The organism is Lentzea sp. NPDC020367 (genome assembly GCF_044387305.1).
Classification (GTDB): Bacteria; Actinomycetota; Actinomycetes; order Mycobacteriales; family Pseudonocardiaceae; genus Lentzea.
Map to the genome: position 1 here is coordinate 209,057 of NZ_JBIRVV010000010.1, position 26,612 is coordinate 235,668.

Sequence of the window (26,612 nt, forward strand, 5' to 3'; positions counted from 1 at the left end):
TCAGCCCTTCCCGCAGTCGCGCGCGATGCTCCGCAGAGCTTCGGCGAAGTCGCCGGCCACCGACTCCACGGTCGCGAGGTCGTGCAGATCCGGTTGGTAGAACCAGGAGAACACCAGCTCGCCGCTCTGGACCGCGCCCACCACCTCGAGCACGTGCGAGCTGCTCTCCGCGGGATCGTGGTCCTGCCCCAATGACGAGTGCGACGCCACGTAGAGACCGCTGCCGGTGTTCTTGGCGGTGCTGTCCCACTGCCCGAGGTAGTTGAAGGCGATCTGCGGCCCCTTCCCGTCGCCGGACAGCCGCTCGCGTGCCTCGGGTGAGCCGAGGTGACGCAGCGCCGAGTAGCCGAACCCGTTGCCCGGCACGGCTCGCAGCTGCCGCCGGACCGACTTGACCACCTCCCGCCACCGCGGTTCGTCCTCCTGCGGCACGGTCAGGGCGATCGGGAAGATCGTGGTGAACCAGCCGACGGTCCGGGTCAGGTCGACCCCGTCGAGGACGTCCTCACGGCCGTGCCCCTCGAGGTCGATCGAGACGACCTCGTGCCCGGTCCAGCGGGACAACGCCCAGGCGAGCGCGCTGAGCAGGACCTCGTTGATCCGGGTGCGGTACGCGGTGGGTGCCGCGTGCAGCAACGCGTCCGTGGCCTCGGCGTCCAGCGTGATCGTCACGATCTCGGCCGGGGTCGCGGACTTCTCGGGCGCCCGGTCCACCGGCAGGTCGTGCACGTCCAGCGCAGCGGCCCAGTGTCCGAGCTCGTGATCGAGTCCACCCGCCGCCACGTGCTCGCCGAGACGCTTGGCCCAGTCCACGAACGACGTCGTCCTCTCGCCGAGGTCGGCCTGCTGGTAGGCAAGTTCGAGGTCGTCCAGCAGGATCCGCCAGGACACCCCGTCGACCACGACGTGGTGCGCGGCCAGGAAGAGGAACGGACGCTCTCCCCCGGTGAACAGAACGGCCTTCAGCAGCGGGCCGGTCCGCAGGTCGAAGCCGGCGTGGACCGCGTCGGCCACCTCCTCCATCGCGGCCATCTGATCGTCCACACCGGACAGGTCGTGGCGTTGCAGCAGCTCGACCGGCTCAGGGGCGGCGTTGTGTTGCCGCCACTGACCATCGACCTGCTCGAAGCGCATCCGGAGGGCGTCGTGGTGGGACCACAGCGTGTCCAGGGCCGCTTGCAACGCCTTCTCGTCCAGGTCGGCGGTCAGCTCCAGCAGCATCGACTGGTTGAAGTGGTGCGGATTGACGGTGTGGCTCTCGAAGAACCAGTGCTGGATCGGCGTCAGCGGTGCCGGGCCGAAGACCGGTTCCGCCTGCCCTCGTGTGGCCGACGGGTCGACCTCGCCGAGTTCGGCGGCGAGCACGTCGATGCTCTGGCGCAGGAAGAGGTCCTTGGACGTCAGCCCCAGGCCTGCCTTCCTGGCCCGCGACACCACCTGCATGCTGAGGATGGAGTCGCCGCCCAGGTCGAAGAAGTTGTCCCGCACGCCGACGCGTTCCAGCCCGAGCACGTCGGCCCAGATCTCGGCGAGCGCACGCTCGGCCTGGGTGCTCGGCTCGACGTAGGAGACCCCTGGGTCGGGAGCCGCGGTGACCGGGGCCAGCCTGCGCCGGTCGACCTTTCCGCTTGCGTTGAGCGGCAAGGAGTCCAGCGCCATGAAGGCGACGGGCACCATGTGGTCGGGCAGCGTCCGGCTGAGAAACTCGCGCAGGTCCGCCGTTCCGGGTGCCGTCGAACCCGCCACCACGTAGGCGACCAGGCGTTCGTCCTGCACGGCCGCGACGGCCTCGCTCACCTCCGGGTGCCGCAACAGTGCCGACTCGACTTCGCCCAGCTCGATCCGGAACCCGCGGACCTGCACCTGGTCGTCCGTCCGCCCGATGAACTCCAGCTCGCCGGACCCGGTCCACCGGACGACATCGCCCGTGCGGTAGAGGCGCGACCCGGCCGGGCCGAACGGGTTGGCCACGAACCTGTCCGCGGTCAGCCCTGGACGGTTGAGGTACCCGCGGGCCAGGCCCAGGCCGGCGACGTAAAGCTCGCCGGGAACGCCGATCGGCACGGGCTGAAGGGCACTGTCCACAACGTACACACGGGTGTTGGGGATCGGCTTTCCGATGGGCGGGGTCTCCGCGCCGGTCAGCGGTGCGCTCCAGGTCGTCGACACCGTGAACTCCGTCGGCCCGTAGCCGTTGAACATCCGCAGGCCCGGCGTCCAGCGAGCCGCCAGATCAGCGCTGCACACGTCGCCACCGACGATGAGCGTGCGGAAGTCCGGCAGTGACGTCTTCGGCACCGTGGCCAGTGCGGCGGGAGGGATCTCGGCGACGGTCACCGCCCGATGGGCCAGAAGTTCGGCCAGCTCCTCCCCCAGCAACGGGCCGGGAGGCGGTGCGACCAGGGCTGCCCCGGCGGGCAACGACATGCACAGCTCCAGCACCGAGACGTCGAAGCTCGGAGACGCGTACTCCAGGACGCGATCGGCCGAGGTGACGCCGAAGTGCTCGATCGCGGCCGCCGAGAGACTGGCCAGGCCGGTGTGCGGCACGACGACGCCCTTGGGTCGCCCGGTCGATCCGGACGTGTAGATCACGTACGCCGGGTGTTCCGGCAGCAGCGGACAGGTCCGGTCGGCGTCGGTGAGATCGCCGCTGTCCACTTCGGACAGCAGGCCGGGCTCGTCGAGCTCCAGCACTCCTTCTCCGCCGGTCAGGTTCGTGTCCATGTCTCGGAGGGTGAGGATCAGGGCGGGACGGGCGTCGTCGAGCATGAACGCGATCCGGTCCGCCGGATGGGCCGCGTCGACGGGCAGGAACGCCGCTCCTGCCTTCAGCACCGCGAGCTGGGCCACGATGATGTCCACCGAGCGCGGCAGGACGAGCGCGACGATCTGCTCAGGACCTGCTCCCCTGCCGGCCAGCACCCTGGCCAGCCGGTTCGCTCGCGCGTTGAGCTCGGCGAAGCTCACCACCTCGTCCTCGCCGAGCAGCGCCGGAGCGTCCGGAGCACGCCGCACCTGAGCCTCGAACAACTCCGGCAGCAGGCCGGCGGGAACGTCGCGATCCGTGTCGTTCCAGTCGACCAACAGCCGCCGGCGTTCTGCCTCGGACAGCAGGGTCAAGCGGGACACCGCTCGTTGCGGATCGTCCGCGATGTCCGCGAGCAGCACCTGCAACTGGTCGCCGAACCGCTCGATCGTGGTGGGGTCGAACAGGTCGGTGTTGTAGTTCAGCGCGACCCGCAGCCGGCCGTCGAGCTCCTGGAACTCGACGGTGACGTCGAAGTTGGCCGTTGTCAGCGGCAGCTCCACGTCCTCTGCCACCAGGCCGGGCAGCAGCGGCGCCTCCTGCGGAGCGTTCTGCAGCACCACCATGACCTGGAACAGCGGGGTGCGGGCGGTGTCGCGGTCGGGTTGGACGCTGTCCACGACCCGCTCGAACGGAAGGTCCTGACGGTCGAACGCGTCCCGGACGGTGTCGTGCACCTCGCCGAGGAAGTCGGTGAAGGCGAGGTCGCCACGCACGCGGGACCGCAACGCCAGCGTGTTCACGAAGAACCCGACGAGTCCGGTCAACTCAGCGCGCTCACGACCGGAGGCCACCGTTCCCACAGTCACGTCGTCCTGCCCTGCCAACCGTCCGAAGAGGACTTGACAGGCAGCGACCAGCGTCGTGAACAGGGTGGTCTCCCGCTGACGGCTCAACTCAGCGAGCCGCGCGGTCACCACCTCGGGAACGACGGTCTCCGCCACCGCTCCGTTGGTCGAGCGCACGGCGGGCCGGGGGCGGTCCGCGGGCAAGTCCAGCGGTGGGACGTCGGCGAGTTGGTTGCGCCAATACGACACCTGCTCGTCCAGGGCGCTCTCTGACAGCAGACCGCGTTGCCAGGCGGCGAAGTCCGCGTACTGCACGGGAAGCGGCGGCAGATCCGCCTGCTCGCCGCGCAGGGCGGCGCCGTACAGCACGCTCAACTCACTGGCGATCACTCCGTTCGACCAGCCGTCGGTGATGATGTGGTGCAGGGCCAGGGTCAGCACGTGCTCGTCGTCCGCCAGCCTGATCAGGCCTGGCCGCAGCAACGGACCGCGGCGCAGGTCGAACGGGCGGCGGCCCTCCTCGGCCAGCACGGCCATCAGGTCCGCGTCCTGAGGCAGATCCGTCACCGGCACCTGAACCTCGAACGGTTCCTGCACCACCTGGACGCCGCTTCCGAACGTCGTGCGGAGAGATTCGTGCCTGGCGACCAGTGCCGTGAACGCCGTGGACAGCGCTCCGACGTCCAACTGACCCACCAGCCGCACGGCGGTGAACGTGACGTACTCGGTGCCGCCCGGTTCGAAGTCGTCGAGGAACCAGAGCCGTTGCTGGGCGAACGACTGCTCGACGGTGCCGTGCCGGGGCAACACCGGAATCTGCCCGGCGCTCTCCGCACCGATCGCGGCGGCCAGACCGGCGACCGTCGGGTTGCTGAACACCATCCTCGGCGACACGCTCGTCCCGCACTCGGCCAGCAGCCCGGACACCAGCCGGATGCTCATGATCGAGTCGCCGCCGAGCTCGAAGAAGTTGTCGTCGACACCGACGCGCTCCACACCGAGCAGGCGTGCCCAGAGGTCCGCGACGGTCCGTTCGAGGCGGGTACGCGGTGCCACATAACGTGCGGTGGTCGCCGCGCCCGGTGCCGGAAGGGCCCGGCGGTCGACCTTTCCGTTGCGGCTCAACGGCAACTCGTCCAACGCCATGATCACGGCCGGCACCATGTACTCCGGCAACGTTGCCACGGCGTGTTCGCGCACGTCCGAGGGCTCGACGGTCGCCGGTACGACGTAGGCGACCAGCCTGCCGCCGTCGAGAACGGCCACGGCCTGGCTGACGGCGGGGTGAGCGGCCAGCGCGGCCTCGACCTCGCCCAGTTCGACCCGGAACCCGCGCAGCTTCACCTGGTCGTCGGACCGTCCGAGGAAGGCGAGCTCACCGTCAGCGGTCCGCCGGACGACGTCTCCGGTCCGGTACATGCGCTCGCCCGGCGCGCCGAACGGGTCGGCCACGAACCGTTCCGCCGTCAGCCCAGGCCGGTTCAGGTAGCCGCGAGACAGCCCCGAACCCGCGATGCACAGTTCACCCGGCACGCCGAGAGGCACCGGTCGTAGATCATGGTCGAGCACGTAACCGCGCATGTCGTCCAACGGCCGCCCGATCGGTACCGGGTCGGCCACCAGCTCGTGCATCCGGTGGGCGGTCGCGAAGGTGGTGGTCTCGGTCGGGCCGTAGCCGTCGACGACCACCAGACCGGGGCAGGCCGCCAGGACCCGGCGCACTGCGGCCGCCGGGACCACGTCGCCGCCCGTCCACACCTCGCGGACACCGGCCAGGCAACCGGGTGCGTCCTGGGCCACCAACCGGAACAGGCCCGCGGTCAGCCACAGCCCGGTCACCTGATGTTCAGTGATCGCCCGGTGCAACGACTCCACGGTCAGGTCCGGAGTGTCCGCCAGCACCACCTGGCCGCCGTTGAGCAACGGCACCCACAGTTCGTAGGTCGACGCGTCGAACGCCAGCGGTGAATGGGCCAGCACCCGTTCATGGGCGCCACCGCGGAACCGGCCGTCGGAGGCCAGGCCCACCACGTCCCGGTGACGAACCGCGACACCCTTGGGCATTCCGGTCGACCCCGACGTGTACATGACGTAAGCCAGGTTGTCCTGATCGATGCGCGGCTCCGGGCCCGTTGCCGACTCCTCGGCACCGACGAGCACAATCTGTCCGCTGTGGACCCGATCAGCTGCGGCCTGCCAGGCGGTATCGGTGATCAGCACCGACACTCCGGCCTCCGCCAGCATCGAACGCGTTCGCTGCTGTGGCGCGCGAACGTCGAGCGGAACGTAGGCCCCACCGGCCTTCAGCACCGCCAGTTCGGCGACGCAGTGTGCGACCGAGGGCTCCAGCAGCAGTCCTACGCGGTCCTCCGGCCGGACGCCGAGCTCCACCAGTCGATTGGCCAGGTGGTTCGAACGGGCGTCCAGCTCCGCGTACGACAGGGTGCCGGCCGCCGGTGCGTCCGGCGTGCGGACCACCTGGGCGGCGAACAGTTCGGGAACTGTCGCCGCGGGCAGGTCACGGCGAGTCCCCTGGCTTGCTTCGAGGACGCGGCCGCGCTCGTCGTCGGACATCCACGGCAACGTGGCCACCGGAACGTCCGGGTCGCTCGCGATGCCTTCGAGAACCAAACGCAGACGTTCGACCATCGCGCGGACCGTGGAGGCGTCGAACAGCGCCGGATCGTAGGCGAGGTCCAGAGCGAGGCTCTCACCGAGCGAGGCGCGCAGACACAGCGGGAAGCTGGTCGCGTCCGACGAGTTGACCTCCAGCACCTGGGGCGCCCCGGCGGTCGCGGGTTCGCTGACCGGGTAGTTCTCGAACACCACCATGCTGTCGAACAGGTTCTGCCCGGCGGGCACGTCGCTCCAGGGCCGCAGCTCTCCGAGAGACACGAAGTCGAAGCTCCGCGACTCGCTCTGCGCGGCCTGCACCTCCCGCAGCCATCCGGCCACCGTCCATCCACTGTGGACCTGGATGCGGGTCGGCGCGGTGTTGATGAACATCCCGAGCATCGACTCGACACCGGGAAGCTCGGCCGGGCGGCCGGACACCGTGGTGCCGAACACCACGTCCTGCTCGCCGCTGTAGCGCGACAGCAGCAGCGCCCACGCACCCTGGATGATCGTGTTGAGGGTGAGCGCGGTGCTCCGGGCGACCTCCTGGAGTCCGGACGCCGGAAGTTCGACGCGGACCGACTCAGCCGACTGCGTCCGGTGCGCCTGAAGCGGGCGACGATCACAGGGCAACGGAGTCGGAGCCTCGAAGCCGGAAAGCGTCCGCCGCCAGTACTCCTCCGCCTGCCGCGGATCCTGCTCGGACAGCCAGGTCAGGTAGTCCCGGAACGGGCGGCGGGCCACGAGCTGGGGCTCGCTTCCTCCCGCCACGGCCGCGTACTGCTCGCAGACCTCGGCGAACACCTGGGCGGCGCTCCACCCGTCGAGCACGACGTGGTGCGAGGTCCACACCATCAGCACCTCGTCGCCGGACAGCGCGATGATCGCCACCCGGGACAGCGGTGCCGTGGCCAGGTCGAACCTGTCGGCACGATCGCGTTCCAGCAGCTCGCGCAGCGCGGCTTCGCGGTCGGCCTCGGACCGGTCCCGCCAGTCGTGGTGAGTGACGGGCAGCACCACGTCACGTTCGACGACCTGCACCGGTTCCTCCACGCCGGCCCACACGAGCCTGCTGCGCAGCGCCGGGGTCCGGTTCGTGATCTGTTGCCACGCCTCGCCCAGCCCGCTCGGGTCCGTCACACCGGACAGCCGAAGGCGGATCTGCTCGAAGTAGGCGGCCGAGTCGGTGTCCACCAGGCTGTGGAACAGCATTCCGGCCTGCAACGGGGTCAGCGGGTAGATGTCCTCGACCGAACCGGTGACCAGGTCGTCCACCTGTGCCTGGTCGAGCCGGACGAACGGGAAGTCCGACGGGGTCCGGCCTCCTGCTCCCGGTGTGCCGCAGTGCTCGACGATGTCCAGCAGGTACGCGATCAGCTGTTCTGCCAGGCCCTGCACGGTTTCCTCGTCGTGCACGGCGGTGGAGTACGTCCAGCCCAGCTCCAGCTCGCCGTCCTCGACGACGCCGGTCACCTCCAGCAGGTAGGCGCGCTGCCGGTCAGCGGCCACGTCCTGGCCGATGCCGGTGCCCCACGAGCGGTAGAACCCGTCCGAGTCCGCGGTGGCGTTCCACTGGCCGTGGTAGTTGAAGCCGATCTCGGCCGGCTGACCGGTCTTCAGCGCGCCGTAGCTCAGTCCCTTGTGGGGGATCGCGCGCAGCTGTTCCTTGGTGGACTTGAGTGCGTCGCCCCAGCCCGTGTTGGGCACCGTGAGCGAGACGGGGAACTCCGCGGTGAACCAGCCGACGGTGCGTGACAGGTCGATCCCGTCGAGGATCTCCTCGCGGCCGTGACCTTCCATCGCCACCAGGACCTGCTCATGGCCGGTCCACCGCGACAACACCCGGCCCAGCGCCGCCATCAGCACGTCGTTGACCTGGGTGCGGTACACGTCGGGAACCTTGCGCAGCAAGGCATCGGTGTTCTCCGGGTCGAGCCGCATCGAGATCGTGCGACTGGACCCGGCCGTGTTCGCACCGGTGCGGTCCACCGGCAGCCCTGGTGACGCCACGGCGTTGTCCCAGTACGCCAGGTCTTCGTCGAAGCCACCAGCAACGACGTGCTCGGCCAGCCGCCGTGCCCACAGGTGATAGGAGGTCGTCTTGGCACCGAGGTCGATCGGCTGATCCGCCCGCACCTGGTGGTAGGCGGTCTCGAGGTCACCGAGCAGGATCCGCCACGACACTCCGTCGATGACGAGGTGGTGGACGGCGAGGAAGAGCCGCGGTGCCCGGTCGCTGAAGGTGAACAACACCGCCGCGACCAGCGATCCGTTCTCCAGATCGAGGCCCGACTGGGCCCTGAGAGCGAGGTCCTGAACGTCCTCTTCGGACAGATCGTGGCGCTTCACGAGCACGATGCGCTCAGCCGGTGCGAACTCCTGCTGCCACTGGCCGTCGACCTGGGTGAACCTGGCGCGCAGCGCGTCGTGGTGGGCCACGACCGCGTCCAACGCCCTGGACAACGCCTCGTCGTCGAGGTCAGGGGGCAACTCGGCGAGCGTCGACATCGTGAAGTGACGCGGATCGTCGTGCTCGGTCTCCAGCAACCAGCGCTGGATCGGGGTGAGCGGCGCCGGGCCGAGGATCAGATCGGGGTCAGCCGGCTCAGCCACGCCCGTCCCCACGACGACCGCGAGTTCGGCGACGGTCTGGTGGCGGAAGATGTCCTTCGAGGTCAGCCGCAATCCCGCCTGCCGGGCGCGGGAGACGACCTGGATGCTCAGGATCGAGTCACCGCCCAGCGCGAAGAAGTTGTCCTCCACGCCCAGCCGCTCGACGCCGAGCACGGCGGCCCAGACTTCGGCCAGCCGGCGCTCGGTCTCCGTGCGCGGGGCAGTCCCGCTCGGACCTTCCTGCCGGCGGGCCGGTGCGGGCAGGGCGTTGCGGTCGACCTTGCCGCTCGTGGTCATGGGCAGCCGGTCGAGCACGACGAACGCGGACGGCACCATGTAGTCGGGCAGGGTCTGCTTCAGCCAGGCGCGCAACTCCAGCGCCTCGGGCGTCCGTTGAGCGGGCACGAGGTAGGCGACCAGTCTGCGGTGCCCCTCGTCCTCCCTGGCGACGACAACGGCCTCGGCGACCTCGGCGTGCCCGCGCAGTGCCGCCTCGACCTCACCGGGTTCGATGCGGAAGCCCCGGATCTTGACCTGCTCGTCGACGCGTCCCAGGTACTCCAGGAGCCCGCCGGCCGTCCAGCGCACCCGGTCGCCGGTGCCGTAGAGCCGGCTGCCGGGCGGCCCGAACGGGTTGGCCGTGAACCTCGCCGCGGTCAGTCCCGGCCTGTTCAGGTAGCCACGGGCAAGGCGGCCGCCAGCCAGGTGGAGCTGACCGGGGACGCCGATCGGCACCGGACGCAGCAGTTCGTCGAGCACGTACGCCCGCACGTTGTGGCCCGGTCGGCCGATCACCGGGCGGTCTGCGGCGTCGAGCCGCGTCCACACGACGTCGACCGTGGTCTCGGTCGGCCCGTAGTGGTTGTACGCGACCGTCCCCTCGATCGCGGACAGCTCACGCCACAACGCCTGGTCGACCGCGTCGCCGCCGAGCATGAGGACCGACGGCTGATGGCGTCCGCCGGCGAACAGCCCGGCCAGAACCAGTTGCTGGACATGGGAAGGCGTCGAGTCGACCAGGTCGATCCGCCTGCTGACGACGTAGTCCGCCAACGCCTCGGGGTCGAGACGCAGGACGTCGTCGATCAGGTGCAGTTCGTGACCGTCGGCCATCATGAGCAGGCCGTCCCACGACGCGTCGAACGAGAACGCGGACGTCAACGCGACCCGCATCCGCTCGTTCCCCTGGGCGGCACCGAACTCGGTCCGGTGGTCGTGGCTCAGCTCGGCCAACGCACGGTGGTCGACGACCACGCCTTTCGGCACCCCGGTCGAACCAGAGGTGTAGATGCAGTACGCGGCGCCATCAGCCTCGATGTCCAGATTCACGGCGGAGCCGTCGAGTGCCGGAATCGAGTCGACGACCACCACCGGCTGGGCGTCGCGCAGCACGAAGTCGATCCGGTCGGGTGGCAGCTCAGGGTCCAGCGGCAGGTAGACCGCGCCGGACTTGAGCACGGCGAGGATCGCCACGACCACGTCCGCGGACCGGGGCAGGGACACGGCCACGAACCGTTCGGGAGCGGCACCGTTGTCGATCAGGTAGCGGGCCAGCCGGTTCGCGCGGGCGTTCAGCTCGGCGAAGGTCAGTTCCTGGTCCTGGAAGACCACCGCGGTCGCGTCCGGGGTCTTCGCCACCTGTTGCTCGAACAACTCGGGCCAGGTCGCCGGAGGCACAACGACATCGGTGTCGTTCCACGACACCACGAGTTGCTCCTGCTCGGTGCCGGTCAGCAGGTCGAGCCGCGCCACGGGCCGGTCGGGGTCGGCCACGACCGCGGCGAACAGGACGCCGAGGTGCCCGATCATCCGGTCGATCGTGGCGGCGTCGAAAAGGTCGGTGTTGTAGTCGACGAGTCCGCGCAGGCCGTCGTCGTGTTCCTCGAACTCGAACCCGAGATCGAAGGTGGCCTTGGTGATCGGCAGGGCGAACTCGCTGACGGCAAGGCCGTCCAGTCCGGGCAGCCGGTTGCCCGCGTTCTGCAACGTCACCATCACCTGGAACAGCGGGGACCGGCTGGTGTCGCGGTCCGGCTGGAGTTCGTCCACCACCCGTTCGAAGGGCAGGTCCTGGTGGGCGAAGGCGTCGAGCACGGTCTCCCGCACGTCCGCCAGGAGCTCCCGGAACCCACGCCGGCCGTCGATCTCCGACCGCAGCACGAGGGTGTTGACGAAGATTCCGACCAGCCGCTCCACCTCCGGCTGCTCACGGCCGGAGCTGACCGTGCCGACGGCGATGTCGTTCTGACCGGACAGGCGTTGCAGCAACAGCTGGCACCCGGCCACGAGCGTCATGAACAGCGTCGTGTCCTTCTGGCTTCCCAACTCCCTGAGCGCGGCAGTGACGTCCGCGGGCACGGTGAACTCCCGCGAGGCGCCGTTGGTGGTCTGCACCGGGGGCCGGGGGCGGTCGGTCAGCAGCTCCAGCGGGGCGAGCCCGTCGAGCTGATCGCGCCAGTACTCGACCTGTTCCTTCATCGAGTCGTCGGCCAGACGTTCCCGCTGCCACGCGGCGAAGTCCGCGTACTGGATCGGCAACGCGGGCAGTTCTACTGACCCGTTGTAGAGCGCGCTCAGCTCTTCGGACAGCACACCCATCGACCAGCCGTCGGTGATGATGTGGTGCAGGGAGAGCACGAGAACGTGTTCGTCCGCGGCCAATCGCGCCAGCAGGACTCGCAGCAGCGGGCCGTGTTCCAGATCGAACGGCCGGGTCAGTTCGTGGAGTTCGACGTCCTGGGTCTCGACCACGGACACAGCGATCTCGTACGGCGGGTGCACGACCTGCCGCGGCCTTCCGTCGACCGACTCGAAAGTGGTCCGCAACGACTCGTGCCTGGCGATCAACGAGTTCAGCGCGCGGCCGAGCGCGTCCACGTCCAGCGAACCGTTCAGCCGGATCGCGAAGACAGTGACGTACTCGGCGCTGTTCGGGTCGAACTCGTTGAGGAACCACAACCTCTGCTGCGCGAACGACAACGGGAGGTCCTGGTCGCGCGGCACGGCCGGGATCGCCGGCACGACCGGGCCGCTGCTCGCGGGCAGGTCTGCGGCGAGCAAAGCGGGCGTGGGCGAGGAGAACAGGACGCGCGGCGACACGTCGGCACCGAAGGCCGCGCGCAGCCGGGACGCGACCCGGATGCTCAGGATCGAGTCGCCGCCCAGTTCGAAGAAGTTGTCGTCCGCGCCCACCCGCTCGACGCCCATGACCTCGGCCCAGATGGCGGTGACGGTCCGTTCGGCGTCCGTCCGAGGCTCCCGGTACCCGCTGCTCGCCACCGCGCCCGCGTCCAGCGCCAGCAGCGCCTGCCGGTCGAGTTTCCCGTTGCGGGTCAACGGGACCTCGGCAAGCGGCACGAAGGCCGACGGCACCATGTAGTCGGGCAGGGTGCGCATCAGTGCGACACGGAGGTCCGCTGTGCTCGGCATCTCTCCGTCGGGCACAACGTAAGTGACCAGCCTGGCGTCGCGCGCCACCACGACGGCCGAGGTGATCTCGGGCAGTGCGAGCAGGGCGGCCTCGACCTCACCGAGCTCGATGCGGAACCCGCGGATCTTCACCTGCCGGTCGGCGCGGCCGACGTACTCCAGCTCGCCTTCCCCGTTCCACCGGGCGAGGTCACCGGTGCGGTACATCCGGGTGCCGGCCGCACCGAACGGGTCGGCGACGAACCGGTCCGAGGTGAGGCCGGGGCGGTTCAGGTAGCCACGCGCGAGGCCCGCCCCCGCCACGTACATCTCGCCGGCGACCCCGACCGGGACCGGACGCAGGCGGGCGTCCAGCACGTACACCCTCAGGTCGGGCAGGCCCACACCGATCGTTCCGGCCGAGTCCTTCGTGAGCACGGAGCAGGTGACGTGCACGGTGGTCTCGGTAATGCCGTACATGTTGACCAGTACCGGCCCGGAGTGCCGCTCCCCCAGCCGCCGCACGTCGAGTGCTTCACCACCGAAGATCACGTACCGCAGCGCGTCGAGTTCCGGCGCGCCCATCAGCTCGTAGTACGCCGAAGGGGTCTGGTTGAGCACGGTCACGTGCTCGTCGGCCAGCAGCCGCAGGAACTCCCGCGGTGATCGGGACACGGCCTGGGGAACGACGACCAGCCGTCCGCCGTGGAGCAGCGGACCCCAGATCTCCCAGACCGAGAAGTCGAACGCGTAGGAGTGGAACAACGTCCACACGTCGTGCTCGTCGAAGGACAACCATTCGCGAGTGGCCTCGAACAGGCGCGTGACGTTGCTGTGCGGGACGACCACTCCCTTGGGCACACCGGTCGAGCCGGACGTGTAGATCACGTACGCCGCGTTCTCCGGGGACAGCAGCGGGCTTGGAGCGGTGTCCGGACAGCCGTCGCTGTCACCGATGTCCTCCAGCACCACAACGGGCCGGACGTCGTCGAGCATCGCGTCGATCCGCTCCTGCGGAAGGCCCGGATCCACCGGCAGGTACGCGGCACCCGTCTTGAGCACGGCGAGGATCGCCACGATCATCTCGGCCGAGCGCGGCAGGACCAAGGCGACGAACCGCTCCGGTCCGGCGCCCAGTTCGATCAGTCGGTGAGCCAAGCGGTTGGCCCGTACGTTCAGTTCCGCGTACGAAAGGCTCTCGCCCTCGCACGTGACCGCGATCGAGTCAGGAGTCCTGGCCGCCTGCGCCTCGAACAGCTCCGGCAACGTGCCAGTAGGCAGATCGTGGGCAGAACCGTTCCACTCCACCAGGACCTGGTGCTGCTCGGACTCGGTCAGCATCGGCGTCTCCGACACAGCGCGGGCCGGGTCGGTGATGAACGCCGTCAGCAACACACCCAGGTGCGTCGCCATCCGTTCGACGGTGTCCGCGTCGAACAACCTCGGGTCGTAGGAGAGTGCGACGTGCAGTCGTTCGTCGAGGTGAGCGCGCACGCTGAGCGGGAAGCTGGTCGTGTCCACCGCCTGCACCCCGGTCACCCGGATGCCCCCGGTGGAGGATTCGTCGAACGGGTAGTTCTCGAAGACGACAGAGCTGTCGAACAGGGAGTTCCCTGCTGCAAGGTCGCTCCAGGTCCGCAGTTCGGCCAGCGACACCGCCTCGAACCTCCTGGACTCGGCCTGCTGCACCTGCAGATCACGCAGCCAGTCCACCAACTGCTGGGTCTCGTCGACCCGCGCACGGGTCGGCACCGTGTTGATGAACATGCCGATCATCGACTCGACCCCGGCGAGCTCAGCCGGACGCCCGGACACGGTGGTGCCGAAGACGACGTCCTGCTCGCCGCTGTAGCGGGACAGCAGCAACGCCCACGCGCCCTGGACGACCGTGTTCACGGTCAGGCCGTTCTGCTTGCTCACCTCTCGCAGCTGCGCGGACTCCTCCTCCGACAACGCGATGTGCGCCGACTCGGAGGACTCGGTCCGGTGGGCCTCCAGGGGTTTCCGGTCGAACGGCAGCGCGGTGGCCGACTCGAACCCGGACAGCACTCCCCGCCAGTACTCCTCGGCCGCGGACCGGTCCTGCCGGTGCAGCCACTGCAGGTAGTCGCGGAACGGGCGCCGGGCAGGCAGGTCCGGCTGCCGGTCCCCCACGATCGCCGCGTACTGCTCGCACACCTCGGCGAAGACCTGTCCGAGGCTCCAGCCGTCCAGCAGGACGTGGTGGAAGGTCCAGACGAGCAGAACCTCGTCGTCCGGCAACGCGGCGATGCTCACGCGCATCAGCGGGGCCGCGGTGAGGTCCTTCGCGGCAGCGCGATCCTCCGCCGCCACCCGCGAAGCCTCGTGGTCCACATCGGACAGCTCGCGCCAGTCGTGGTACGAGATCGGGACCACGACCTGGCTGTGCACCAGGAGAAGCGGCTCGGCCACGCCTTCCCAGGCCACGGAACTCCGCAGCACCGGCGTGCGGTCCACGACTCGTTGCCAGGCCGCGCCGAGCGCCTCGGGATCGGCGACGCCGGCCAACGTCAGGCGGGCCTGGTCGAAGTAGGCGCCGGACTCGGCGTCCACCAGGCTGTGGAACACCATCCCGGCCTGCAACGGCGTCAGCGGATGGACGTCCTCCACCGTCTTCCCGTTGCCCACCAGGCGGTCCACCGCAGCCTGATCGAGCGTCGCCAGCGGGAAGTCGGACGGCGTGCGCCCACCCGCGTCCGGCAGGGAGCAGTGGTCGATGATCTCCAGCAGTGCCTGACGCATCTCCTGGGCCAGGCGCGTCACCGTGGCGTCGTCGTGCACCTGGTCGGAGTACAGCCAGCTCAGCGCCAGTTCCCCGTCCTCCACCGCACCTGAGATGTCCAGCAGGTGGGCACGGGTCTGCTCGGGGGCCAGGTCCTGGCCGACGTTGGCGCATCTGGCCTGGTACAGCGAGTTCTCGTCCGGCGCGAGGTCCCATTGGCCGTGGTAGTTGAAGCTGATCTGCGGCGACGGGTCGCCACCCAGAACAGTTGGGCGCAGATGACGCAGGGCACCGTAGCTGAGTCCCCGTCGCGGCACGGCACGCAGCTGTTCCTTCACCGACTGGAGAATCTCGCCCCAGTGGCTGTCAGTGGGAGCGGTGAGCGCGAACGGGAACATGGTCGTGAACCAGCCGACCGTGCGGGAGAGGTCGACGCCGTCGAGGATCTCCTCACGGCCGTGCCCCTCCATCGCGACCAGCGTGCTGTCTCGACCCGTCCAGCTCGACAGAACCCTGCCGAGCGCGCTGAGCAGGACGTCGTTGATCTGCGTGCGATAGGCCCGGGGAACCTTGTGCAGCAACGCGTCCGTGTGTTCCGCGTCCAGCCGGACCGTGACGGTACGGGTCGAACCGACGGTGTTGTGTCCGGAACGATCCACCGGCAGATCGGTCCCGCCTGACACCGCCGTCCAGCGGGCGAGGTCGTCGTCGAACGCACCGGACTCGACGTGCTCCGTCAGGCGTTGTGCCCAGCGGGCGAACGAGGTGCCGACCGGCTCCAGTTCGAGCTGGCGGTAGGCCGTTTCGAGGTCACCGAGCAGGATGCGCCAGGACACTCCGTCGATCACCAGGTGGTGCGCGGTCAGGAAGAGCCGCGGTCGCCGCTCGGACCCGAGATCGAACAGCAGGGCCTGGATCACCGGGCCGGTCTGCGGACTCAGGCCGGTCTGGGCGATCAGCGCCTCGGTCTCGATCGCGGCCCGTTGCGCTTCCGAGTCCAGTGTGGACAGATCGTGCCGACGCAGCACCTCGGCCGGCTCGGACGGCGCGATCTCCACGCGCCACTCACCGTCGATCTGCTCGAACCGCGTGCGCAGCGCGTCATGCTGCGCCACAACGGCGTCAACGGCCTCTCGCAACGCCTTCTCGTCGACGTCGGCGGGCAGTTCCACCAGCATGGACATCGTGAAGTGCTCGCGCGCCACCGGCACGGTCTCGAAGAACCAGCGTTGGATCGGCGTCAGCGGTACCGGACCGGTGAGCTGGTGATCGTCGATCGCCGGCTCCGTCACCGTCTCGACGCGGGCGGCGAGGTCGGCGACGGTCTGGTGCAGGAAGAGGTCCCGCGAGCTCAGCCGCAGCCCGGCGCGCCGGGCCCTGGACACGACCTGGATGCTGAGGATCGAGTCGCCACCGAGTTCGAAGAAGTTGTCCTGGACGCCGACCCGCTGCGCGCCGACGACCTCCGCCCATATCTCGGCCAGCGTGGTCTCCACCGCGTTGCGCGGCGCCACGTACTGCGCCCCCGCCTCCGTTTCGGGAGAAGGCAACGCCTTTCGGGCCACCTTGCCGTTGGCGTCGAGCGGCAGTTCGTCCAGCACCACGAACGCCGACGGCACCATGTAGTCGGGCAGGCTCTGCTTCAGCCACGGCCGCAGGTCACCGACTGTCGTCCCCGCAGGAGTCACGTAGGCGACCAGGCGCTTGCGCCCGTTGTCGTCCCGCGCGACCACCACCGCCTCGGCGACCTCGGGGTGCCGCGTCAGCGTGTTCTCGATCTCGCCAGGCTCGATCCGGAACCCGCGGATCTTCACCTGGTCGTCGGCCCGGCCCCGGTACTCCAGCACGCCGTCGGCCGTCCACCGCACGACGTCGCCGGTGCGGTACATCCGCGTACCCGGTTCACCGAAGGGATCGGCCAGGAACCGGTCCGCGGTCAGCCCCGGCCGGCTCAGGTAGCCGCGGGCCAGTCCGGCACCCGCGACGAACAGCTCACCCGCGACTCCGACCGGCACGGGTGCCAGCGCGTGGTCGAGGACGTAGGCACGCATGTTGTCCAACGGCCGCCCGATCGGCACCGCGTCCGGCACCTGACCGGCATCGGACAACTGGTGCGTGGTCGCGAACGCCGTCGCCTCGGTCGGTCCGTAGACGTCCGTGACCGTGAGACCGGGACAAGCAGTCAGGATTCGGCGCACGGCGGACGCGGACACCACGTCGCCGCCGGTCCAGACCTCGCGGACTCCGGCGAGGCAGTCCGGTGCTTCCTGGGCCACGGCGTGGAACAACCCGGCCGTGAGGAACACGGCGGTCAGACCGTGCTCGGCGACCATCTGCCGCAGCACGTCCGCGTCCACGTCGCCGGGTGGTGCGACCACGAGCCTGCCGCCGTTGAGCAGCGGCACCCACAGCTCGTAGGTCGAGGCGTCGAACGCGCACGGCGAGTGCAGCGGTACGCGTTCGTGGCCATCGTCGAAGCGGCGATCGGCGGCCAGCGCGACCACGTCACGGTTCCGGATGCCCACGCCCTTCGGCGCACCTGTCGAGCCCGAGGTGTACATGACGTACGCCAGGTTGTCGGGGTCGATCGCGACGTCAGGATCGGTGTCCGGCCCGTGCTCGCCATCAACCAGGATCACGTGACTGGAGTGGATCTCCCTGGCCGTGGTCTCCCAGGCGAGGTCGGTGACCAGGACCGGCGCACCGGTCTCCAGCAGGAGCGACCGCAGCCGGTCGGCTGGTGCTCGCACGTCCAGTGGCAGATACGCCCCGCCTGCCTTGACGATCGCCAGCTCGGCCACGACGACGTCGGCCGAGCGGTCCATCAGCAGGCCGACCGCGTGCTCAGGCCGGACACCGAGCTGAATCAGGCGGTGTGCCAGCCGATTGGCTCGCGCGTTCAGCTCCGCGTAGGTCAACGACAGCCCGTCCGCGATCAGGGCGACGGCGTCGGGGTTCTGCCGAACCCGTTCGGCGAACAAGCCGGCGATCGTCCCGTCTGGACAGTCGTGGTCGGTGTCGTTCCACTCCACCAGCACCCGGTCCCGCTCGGCACCGGACATCAACGGCAGCCGCGACACCGGCCGTTCCGGATCGTCGGAGATGGCCTCGGCCAGTCGCACCAGGTGTCCGGCCAGTCGGTCGATCGTGGTGGCGTCGAACAGGTCCGTGCTGTAGTCGATCGAGCCGCGCAGCACCCCGGCCAACTCCTGGAACTCCACGGTGAGGTCGAAGTTCGTCGTGCGCTTGGTCAGGGCGACCGGGCCGACTTCGAGGCCGGTGAACCGCGGGGACTCGCCCTGGGCGCCGTGCAGCAGGACCATGACGTCGAACAACGGGTTGTGGCTGGGATCGCGTTCGATCCTCAGCACCTCGACCAGCTTCTCGAACGGCGCCTCGTCGTGCGCGAAGGCGTCCAGCACGGTGTCCTTCACCGCATCCAGGAAGTCCGTGAACCGCGCCGAGTCGTCCACAGTGGAGCGCAGGACGACGGTGTTCACGAAGAACCCGACCATCCGCTCCACCTCGGGCCGGCCCCTGCCGGAGACCACCGTGCCGAGCGCGACGTCCTGCTGACCGCTGTACTTGGCGAACAACACCTGGCAGGCCGCGATCAGGACGGTGAACAGGGTCGTGCCGTGCGCGCGGGCCAGTGCGGCCAGACCGGCGGCGGCCTCGGCGCCGATCTCGAACTCGTGGGTCGCACCTGCGGACGTTCGTACAGCGGGCCTCGGCCGGTCGGTCGGCAACTCCAGCGGAACGACGTCGGCCAGTTTCCCGGTCCAGTAGTCCAGGTGCTGGTCCATCACGGCACCGGCCAGCCGAGCGCGCTGCCAGACCGCGAAGTCGGCGTACTGCAGGGAGACCGCAGGCAGCTCGGCATTCCCGTAGAGCTTGCTCAACTCGTCGACGATGATGCCCATCGACGCGCCGTCGGTGACGACGTGGTGCGCGGTGAGCAGCAGCACGTGTTCATCGGTGTCGACCCGGACGAGCAGGGCACGCCACAGCGGTCCCTGCTGCAGGTCGAACGCCTGGGAGTACTCCTCGAACAGCGCCCGGTCCAGCTCGTCCGGCCGCAGCTCCACGACCGGCAGCGGGAGGCCGGCCGGGGAATGGACGATCTGCACGGCATCACCGTGCACGTCGTCGATCGTGGTCCGCAGGGACTCGTGCCGCGCCACCAACTCGTCCAGCGCGGACTGCAGCGCTGCGACGTCCAGCTCACCCACCAGCCGCAGCGCCACCGCGCTGTTGTACTCGGAGTCCCCCGGCTTGAACTCGTTGAGGAACCACAGCCGCTGCTGGGCGAACGACAGCGGGAGCACGCCGTCACGCTCGGCCCGAGGGATCACGTCGGTCCGCTCGGCGCCTCCCGCCAACCGGCGCTTCAACAGCTCCCGCATCTCGGGCGGCAACGCGTCGATTCGGCTCTGCTTGGATCCGGTCATCGCTGTTCCCCCGCTGTTCCGTGCCCGGATTCCCCGACGAGCCGTTCCAGCTCGAGCAGGACCTGTTCCTCGACCACCTCGGCCAGTGCCGAGACCGTTCTCGCGACCAGCACGTCGCGGGGTGTCAGCGAGATGTCGAACGCCTCCTTGGCCTTGGCCGCGATGCCGAGGCTGCTCAGCGACTCGCCGCCGAGCGCGAAGAAGTCGTCGTGGACCCCGACCCGTGGCACACCCAGTGCCTCCGCCCAGATCCCGGCCAGGATGCGTTCGGTGTCCGTCTCCGGTTCGGCGTACTCCGTCGACTGCACGACGCTGGAGGGTTCGGGCAGCGCCTGCCGGTCCAGTTTCCCGTTGGGGCTCAACGGCAACCGGTCCAGCACGACGAACGCCGACGGGACCATGTACTCCGGCAACGACTCGGCCGTCGTGGCCCTGAGCTCGCCGGCGAGAGTCTCGTTCGACGTCGCCACATAAGCCACCAGCCGTTTGTCACGCGCCACCACGACGACGTCGTCGACCTCGCCGTGCCGGCGCAGGACCGTCTCGATCTCGCCGGGCTCGATCCGGAACCCGCGGATCTTCACCTGGTGATCGGCTCGGCCGACGAAGCTCAGCTCGCCCGACGAGTTCCACCGCACCAGGTCCCCGGTCCGGTACATCCGGGATCCGCCCGGGCCGAACGGGCACGCCACGAACCGTTCCGCCGTCAGGCCCGCACGGTTCAGATATCCCCGAGCAAGCCCCTCGCCGGACACGTACAGCTCACCCACCACGCCCACCGGAACCGGGCGGAACGCAGGGTCCAGAACGTAGACCTGGGTGTTCCAGATCGGACGGCCGATCGAGGGCACACCGCCCGGCGTCAACGGATCACTCCACGTCGACACCACCGTGGACTCCGTCGGGCCGTACGAGTTGATCATCCTGCGGCCCGGCGCCCACCGCGTCACCAACTCCGCCGAGCACGCGTCTCCGCCCACCGTCAGCACACGCAGCCCCGGCAACTCCGCACCCTCCGGAACAGTCGACAGCGCCACCGGCGGAATCAGCGCGTGCGTGACGCCCTGGGACTCGATGACATCGGCCAACGCCTCACCGAGCAACGGACCTGGCGGCGGCACCACCAACGCCGCGCCGACCGGCAACGACATGCACAGCTCCAGCACCGACGCGTCGAAGCTCGGCGACGAGAACTGCAACACCCGATCACCGGCACGAACCTCGTAGTGCTCAGCCTCGGCCGCCGAGAAGCTCGCGAGCCCGGCATGCGACACCACAACGCCCTTCGGCGTCCCCGTCGATCCGGACGTGTAGATCACGTAGGCGGAACTGCCCGGCGACACGGCCGGCCGTTCCACCTCGGCCGATCCGTCCACAACGGACTGATCGAGCACCAGCACGTCGCCGGGCAACGTCTCGGCGAGATCAGCCGTGGTCACCACCAGCACTGGACGGGAATCCGCCAGCATGAACGCGATCCGCTCAGCTGGATAAGCAGGGTCGACCGGCAGATAGGCACCGCCGGCCTTCGCCACGGCCAGCTGCGCCACCACGATGTCCACCGACCGAGGCAGAACCAGCGCCACGATCTCCTCGGGCCCAACACCGCGCCCGATCAACACGTGCGCCAGCCGATTCGCCCGCGCGTCCAGCTCGGCGAAACTCAGCGCCGAGTCCCCGAACACCACAGCGGGCGCCTCGGGAGTCCGCGCCACCTGGCCCTCGAACAGCTCAGCCAACGTCAGTCCAGGCACGTCCCGCGCGGTGTCGTTCCACTCCACCAGGACCTGATCCCGCTCGCGCTCCGTCAGCACGTCGATCTGTCCCAATAGGATGGACGGATCGGCGGCGACGAGCTCGAGCACTCGGGTCAGGTGCCCGGCGATCCGCTCGACGCTCGCCCCGTCGAAGAGCTGGGGGTCGTAGCCGAACTCGACCGACAACCGCTCCCCTGGTGAAACGACCACGCTCAACGGGTAGTTCGTCGTCTCCACCGCCGACAACGCGCGCAGCCGCAGCCCGCGCACCGCCGCTGCCTCGTCGTTGATCGGGTAGTTCTCGAACACCAGGATGCTGTCGAACAGGTCCGCCCCGCTCGGCAGTCCGCTCCAGCCCTGCAACTTCCCTAGCGACACGAAGTCGAACCGCCGGGACTCCGCCTGCGCGGCCTGCAACTCCCGCAGCCAGTCCGCGAGGGCGGCGGTCTCATCCACGTCCACCCGGACGGGCAATGTGTTGATGAAGATGCCGGTGATGTCGTCCACGCCGGGCAGATCGGCCGGACGACCGGACACCGTGGCACCGAAGCAGACGTCCTGACGCCCGCTGTACCTGGACAGCAGCAACGCCCAGGCGCCCTGCACCACGGTGTTCACGGTCAACCCGTTGTGCTGGGCCATGTCGCGCAGACGGCTCGTCTCGTCGGCGCCCAGCTCGAACGGCAACCACTCCGACGAGCGGGTGGCGTACCTCTGGGCCGGCGTCCGTTCATAAGGCAAGGTCGCCGGCGCCTCGTAGCTCGCGAGCACCTGACGCCAGTAGGTCTCGGCGGCGTCGTGGTCCTGCTCCGCCAGCCACCGGAGGTACTCCCGGAACGGTCGGCGGCTCGACGGCGTGGGCGGCCGTCCACCGGACAGCGCGGCATGCGCGTCGAACACGTCCGACAGCACCCGGAACACGCTCCACCCGTCCAGCAGAACGTGGTGGAAGGTCCACAGGACCTGGACCTCGGTGGCCGACAACCGTGCCAGGACCAGTCGCATCAACGGAACGGTCCGCAGATCCAATCCCTCGGCCCGATCAGCGGCGAGAAGCTCCGCGAGCCTGCGCTCCCGGTCCTCCTCGGACGGCGAGTCCCACTCGAGGAACGTCACCGGCACCGCAGCCTCGGCGTGGACCAGTTGCAACGGCTCGGCGACACCCTCCCAGACCATGCCGCTGCGCAGCACCGGTGTGCTGTCGACGACGTGCTGGAAGGCACGGGCCAGCACCCCGGGATCGGGCACGCCGTCGAGCACGAACGTCGCCTGCTCGAAGTAAAGACCCTGCCCCTCCTGCGACAGCCCGTGGAACACCATCCCGGCCTGCATCGGCGTCAGGGGGTAGACGTCCTCGACCGAGCGCCCGTCTCCCACGAGCCGGTCCACCGCGGCCTGGTCGAGCCCGGCCAGGGGGAAGTCGGACGGGGTGCGACCACCCGCGCCCGGCTCCGCGCAGTGCGCGATGATCTCGCGCAGCGCCGCCACCAGCTTCTCCGCCAGCACCCGGACCGTGCTCTCCTCGTGCACGTTGCCCGAGTACAGCCAGGTGAACTCCAGTCGCCCGGCCTCGACACTTCCCACGACGTCGAGGAGATGCCCACGGGTGGCCTCGGCGCTGATGTCGGACTGAAGACCGCCGAGCACCTCGTGGAACAGCCCGTCACCGAGGCTCGTCCAGTCGAACCGGCCCAGGTAGTTGAAGCTGACCGGTGCCGTGGGCGTCACGTCGCGGCCCGCGAGGTAGCGCAGGGCGCCGTAGCCCAGGCCACGACGTGGCACAGAACGCAGCCCTTCCTTGACGGACTTCAGCGTCGAGCCCCAGTCCCCCGTGCCGCCGTCCAGGACCACCGGGAACATGCTCGTGAACCACCCCACCGTGCGCGACACGTCCACGCCGGCAAGGACTTCCTCACGACCATGCCCTTCCAGGTCCACGACGACGCGGTCACGTCCGGCCCATCGGCCGAGGACCCGGCCCAGCGCCGCCAGCAGCACGTCGTTGACCTGCGTCCGGTACACGCCAGGAACATCACGCAGCAACGCCTCGGTCTCCGCGACGCCCAGCCCCACCGACACCGACCGGACCGAGGAGGCGGTGTTCTCGCCGTCGTGGTCCGCCGGGAGTCCGGTGTCGGCCGGGATCTCCGCCCAGTGGGCCAGCTCGTCGTCGAACCCGCCGCCGAGCGTGAACTCGTTGAGGCGCAACGCCCAGTCGCGGAACGCGGTCGTCTTCTGCTCGGCGTTGACCGGCTCACCCGCGGCCAGCTTCTGATAGGTGGCGTCGACGTCCTCGAGCAGGATCCGCCACGACACGCCGTCGACCACCAGGTGATGCACGGCCAGCAACAACACCGGACGCCGGTCGCCCGCGAACCGGAACAACACGGCCTTCAGCAACGGCCCGCCGGCGAGGTCGAAACCCGCGTGCACCTCGGCGGAGACCTGGCGCATCACGGATTCGCTCTCCGCCTCGGACAGGTCGTGGATCTCCAGCAGATCAGCCTGTTCGACTGGAGCGTTGTGCTGCGTCCAGCGGCCGTCGGCGACGTCGAAGCACATCCGCAACGCGTCGTGATGGGCGAACACCGCCTCCAGCGCGCCGCGGAGTGCCTTCTCGTCCACTCCACTGCTCAGCTCGACGGTCACCGACTGGTCGAAGTGCCCGGCGTGATCCGGATTGGTCTCGAAGTACCAGTGCTGGATCGGGGTCAACGGCACGTCGCCGGTCACCACGCCCTGGTCGACCCGCTCGACGACCACCTCGCTGACGCTGGCGGCGAGCGCCGCGACCGTGGAGTTGCGGAACAGATCCCTTGGTGTCATCCCGAATCCGGACTTCCGGGCCCGGGACACCACCTGGATGCTCAGGATCGAGTCGCCGCCCAGCTCGAAGAAGTCGTCCTCGACACCGACCTGGTGAACACCCAGGACCTCCGCCCAGATCCGCGCCAGTTCGGTCTCCGCGGCGGTGCGCGGAGCCACGTGGTCGGCGAGGGCGCTGTGGAAGTCCTTGGCGGCCAACGCGTTGCGGTCGAGCTTCCCGTTGAGGGTCAGCGGCAGTTCGTCCAGCACCAGCACCGCGGACGGGACCATGTAGTCGGGCAGCTGCACGGCCGCGTGCCGCCGCAGGTCCTCCACCTCGACACCGCCACCGTTCTCCGGCACGACGTAGGCCACGAGGCGTTTGACGCCGCTGCGGTCCTGGCGGGCGATGACCACGGCCTCGCCGACACCGTCGTGCCCGGTCAGCGCCGACTCGATCTCACCGGGCTCGATCCGGAACCCGCGCACCTTGACCTGGTCGTCGGCGCGACCGACGAACTCCACCACGCCGTCGTCCGTCCAGCGCGCGACATCGCCCGTCCGGTACATCCGGCCGCCGGGTTCACCGAACGGATCGGCGATGAACGACTCCGCCGTCAGACCGGGGCGGCCCAGATAGCCGCGCGTGACGCCGGCTCCCGCGATGAACAACTCCCCCGGCGCACCGATGGGCAGTGGGCCGAGGCCGCCGTCCAGGACGTAGACCTGCTTGCCGTCCATCGGACTTCCGATGGGCACGATGTCCGGCACCGGGTCCGGCGCGCGGAAGGCGGTCGCGAACGTCGTCGTCTCGGTCGGACCGTAGCCGTCGACGACCGTCAGTCCCGGACAGGCCTCCAGCACGCGCCGGACCGCGCCCGCGGACACGACGTCCCCGCCGGTCCACACCTCCGACACGCCCGCCAGGCACGTCGGATCGTCCTGTGCCAGCACGGTGAACAGCCCCGCCGTCAGCCACAACGCCGTCACCCCGTGCCGGGAGATCAACGCGCGCAACACGTCGGGATCGACGTCGCCCGCCGGCGCCACCACGACCCGGCCGCCGGTCAGCAGCGGAACCCATACCTCGTAGGTCGAGGCGTCGAACGCCGAGGCGGAATGCAGCAACACCCGGTCGTGCGCACCGGTGAACCGCCGGTCGGCGGCCAGTGTGACGACGTCGCGATGGCATACCGCCACGCCCTTCGGCACTCCCGTGGAGCCCGACGTGTACATCACGTACGCAAGGCTGTCCGGGTCGATGTGGGTCGCGGGCGGCTCGCTCGACTCCTCGTCGACGTCCGCGGCGCGAATCACCGAACCGTTGTGCGCCAAGGACGCGGTCACGTTCCACTCCTGATCGGTGATCAGGACGGACACGTCGGCCTCGGCCAGGATCGTCCGCATCCGTTCCACCGGAGCGCGGAGGTCCACCGGCATGTACGCCCCACCGGCCTTGAGCACCGCCAGTTCGGCGACGACGAAGTCGACCGAGCGATCCATCAGCAGCCCGACCCGGCTTTCTCCGCCGACGCCGAGCCCGTGGAGGCGATGTGCCAGCCGGTTCGACCACGCGTCCAACTCGGCGTAGGTCAGGGACTGGTCGTCCGACGCCACCGCGACCGCGTCCGGCGTGAGAGCCACCTGAGCGGAGAACTTCCCGGGAACCGTCGAGTGCTCGACCTCGCGGACGTTCTCGTTCCACTTCAGCAACACGTGGATGCGCTCCATCGGAGACACCGTGTGCAGCTTGCGCAGGGGGCGGTCGAAGTCCCTGGCGATGCTCGCCAGCAGCGCTTCGAGGTTCGCCGTCATCCGTTCGATCGTGGTGGCCTCGAACAACGCCGGGTCGTAGTCGAGCCTGATCGACAGTGCGGGGCCGGGGCTCACCACGACCGTGAGCGGGTAGTTGGTCGGCTCCACGTCCTGCGACTCGACCAGGCCGATGCCCTGGGTGGCGCTGGTGCCCGGGTCGAACGGGTAGTTCTCGAACACCACGATGCTGTCGAAGAGGTTGGTGCCGCACCAGTTCTGCAGCTGGGCCAGGGAGACGTACCCGAAGCGCCGCGACTCCGCCTGGGAGGCCTGGAGATCCAGCAGCCACGGGACCAGTCGCCGGGCACCTTCGACGTTCGCCCTCGTCGGCACCGTGTTGATGAACAGGCCGATCATGGTCTCCACGCCGGGCAGTTCGGCCGGCCGGCCCGAGACGGTCGTGCCGAACACCACGTCCTGCTGACCGCTGTAGGCCGACAGCAACGCGGCCCACGCGCCTTGGACGACCGTGCTCAACGTCAAGCCGTTCTGTTTCGCCGCCGTGCGAACGCGTTCGGACTCCTCGGCGGACAGCGTGACGCGGACGGTCTTGGAGGAGTGCGTCCGATGCGCCTCGCCGGGTTTGCGGTCGTAGGGCAACGGGGTCGCGGAGTCGACGTCACCGAGCAGCGAACGCCAGTACTCCTCGGCGGCACCGAGGTCGCGTTCGGACAGCCATTCCAGGTAGTCGCGGAACGGCCGCCTGACCGGCAGATCCGGCACCCTCGCCTCGACGATCGACGCGTAGTGCTCGCACACCTCCGCGAACAGCTGAGCCGCGCTCCACCCGTCCAGCAGGACGTGGTG

At 69.4% G+C, this 26,612-nt stretch carries 2 protein-coding genes (1 of these 2 cut by a window edge); both read right to left on the reverse strand.

Translation table 11 applies throughout. The annotated features are described in order from the left end of the window. On the reverse strand, positions 1–19,428 hold the full coding sequence (locus ACH413_RS34580; RefSeq protein ID WP_360045648.1) for a non-ribosomal peptide synthase/polyketide synthase: 19,428 nt from the start codon (positions 19,426–19,428) through the stop codon (positions 1–3). After that, positions 19,425–26,612, reverse strand: the 3' end of a protein-coding gene (locus ACH413_RS34585) for a non-ribosomal peptide synthase/polyketide synthase (protein ID WP_360045646.1). The gene runs 11,064 nt beyond the window's last position; only the last 7,188 of its 18,252 coding nucleotides appear in the window; the start codon falls outside the window, past its right edge; it ends in the stop codon at positions 19,425–19,427. The genes ACH413_RS34580 and ACH413_RS34585 overlap by 4 nt, the downstream gene beginning before the upstream one ends.

Bases quoted from the DNA above. Each gene is read 5' to 3' on its own strand.
- ACH413_RS34580 (WP_360045648.1), bottom strand. From the start codon at position 19,428: ATGACCGGATCCAAGCAGAGCCGAATCGACGCGTTGCCGCCCGAGATG.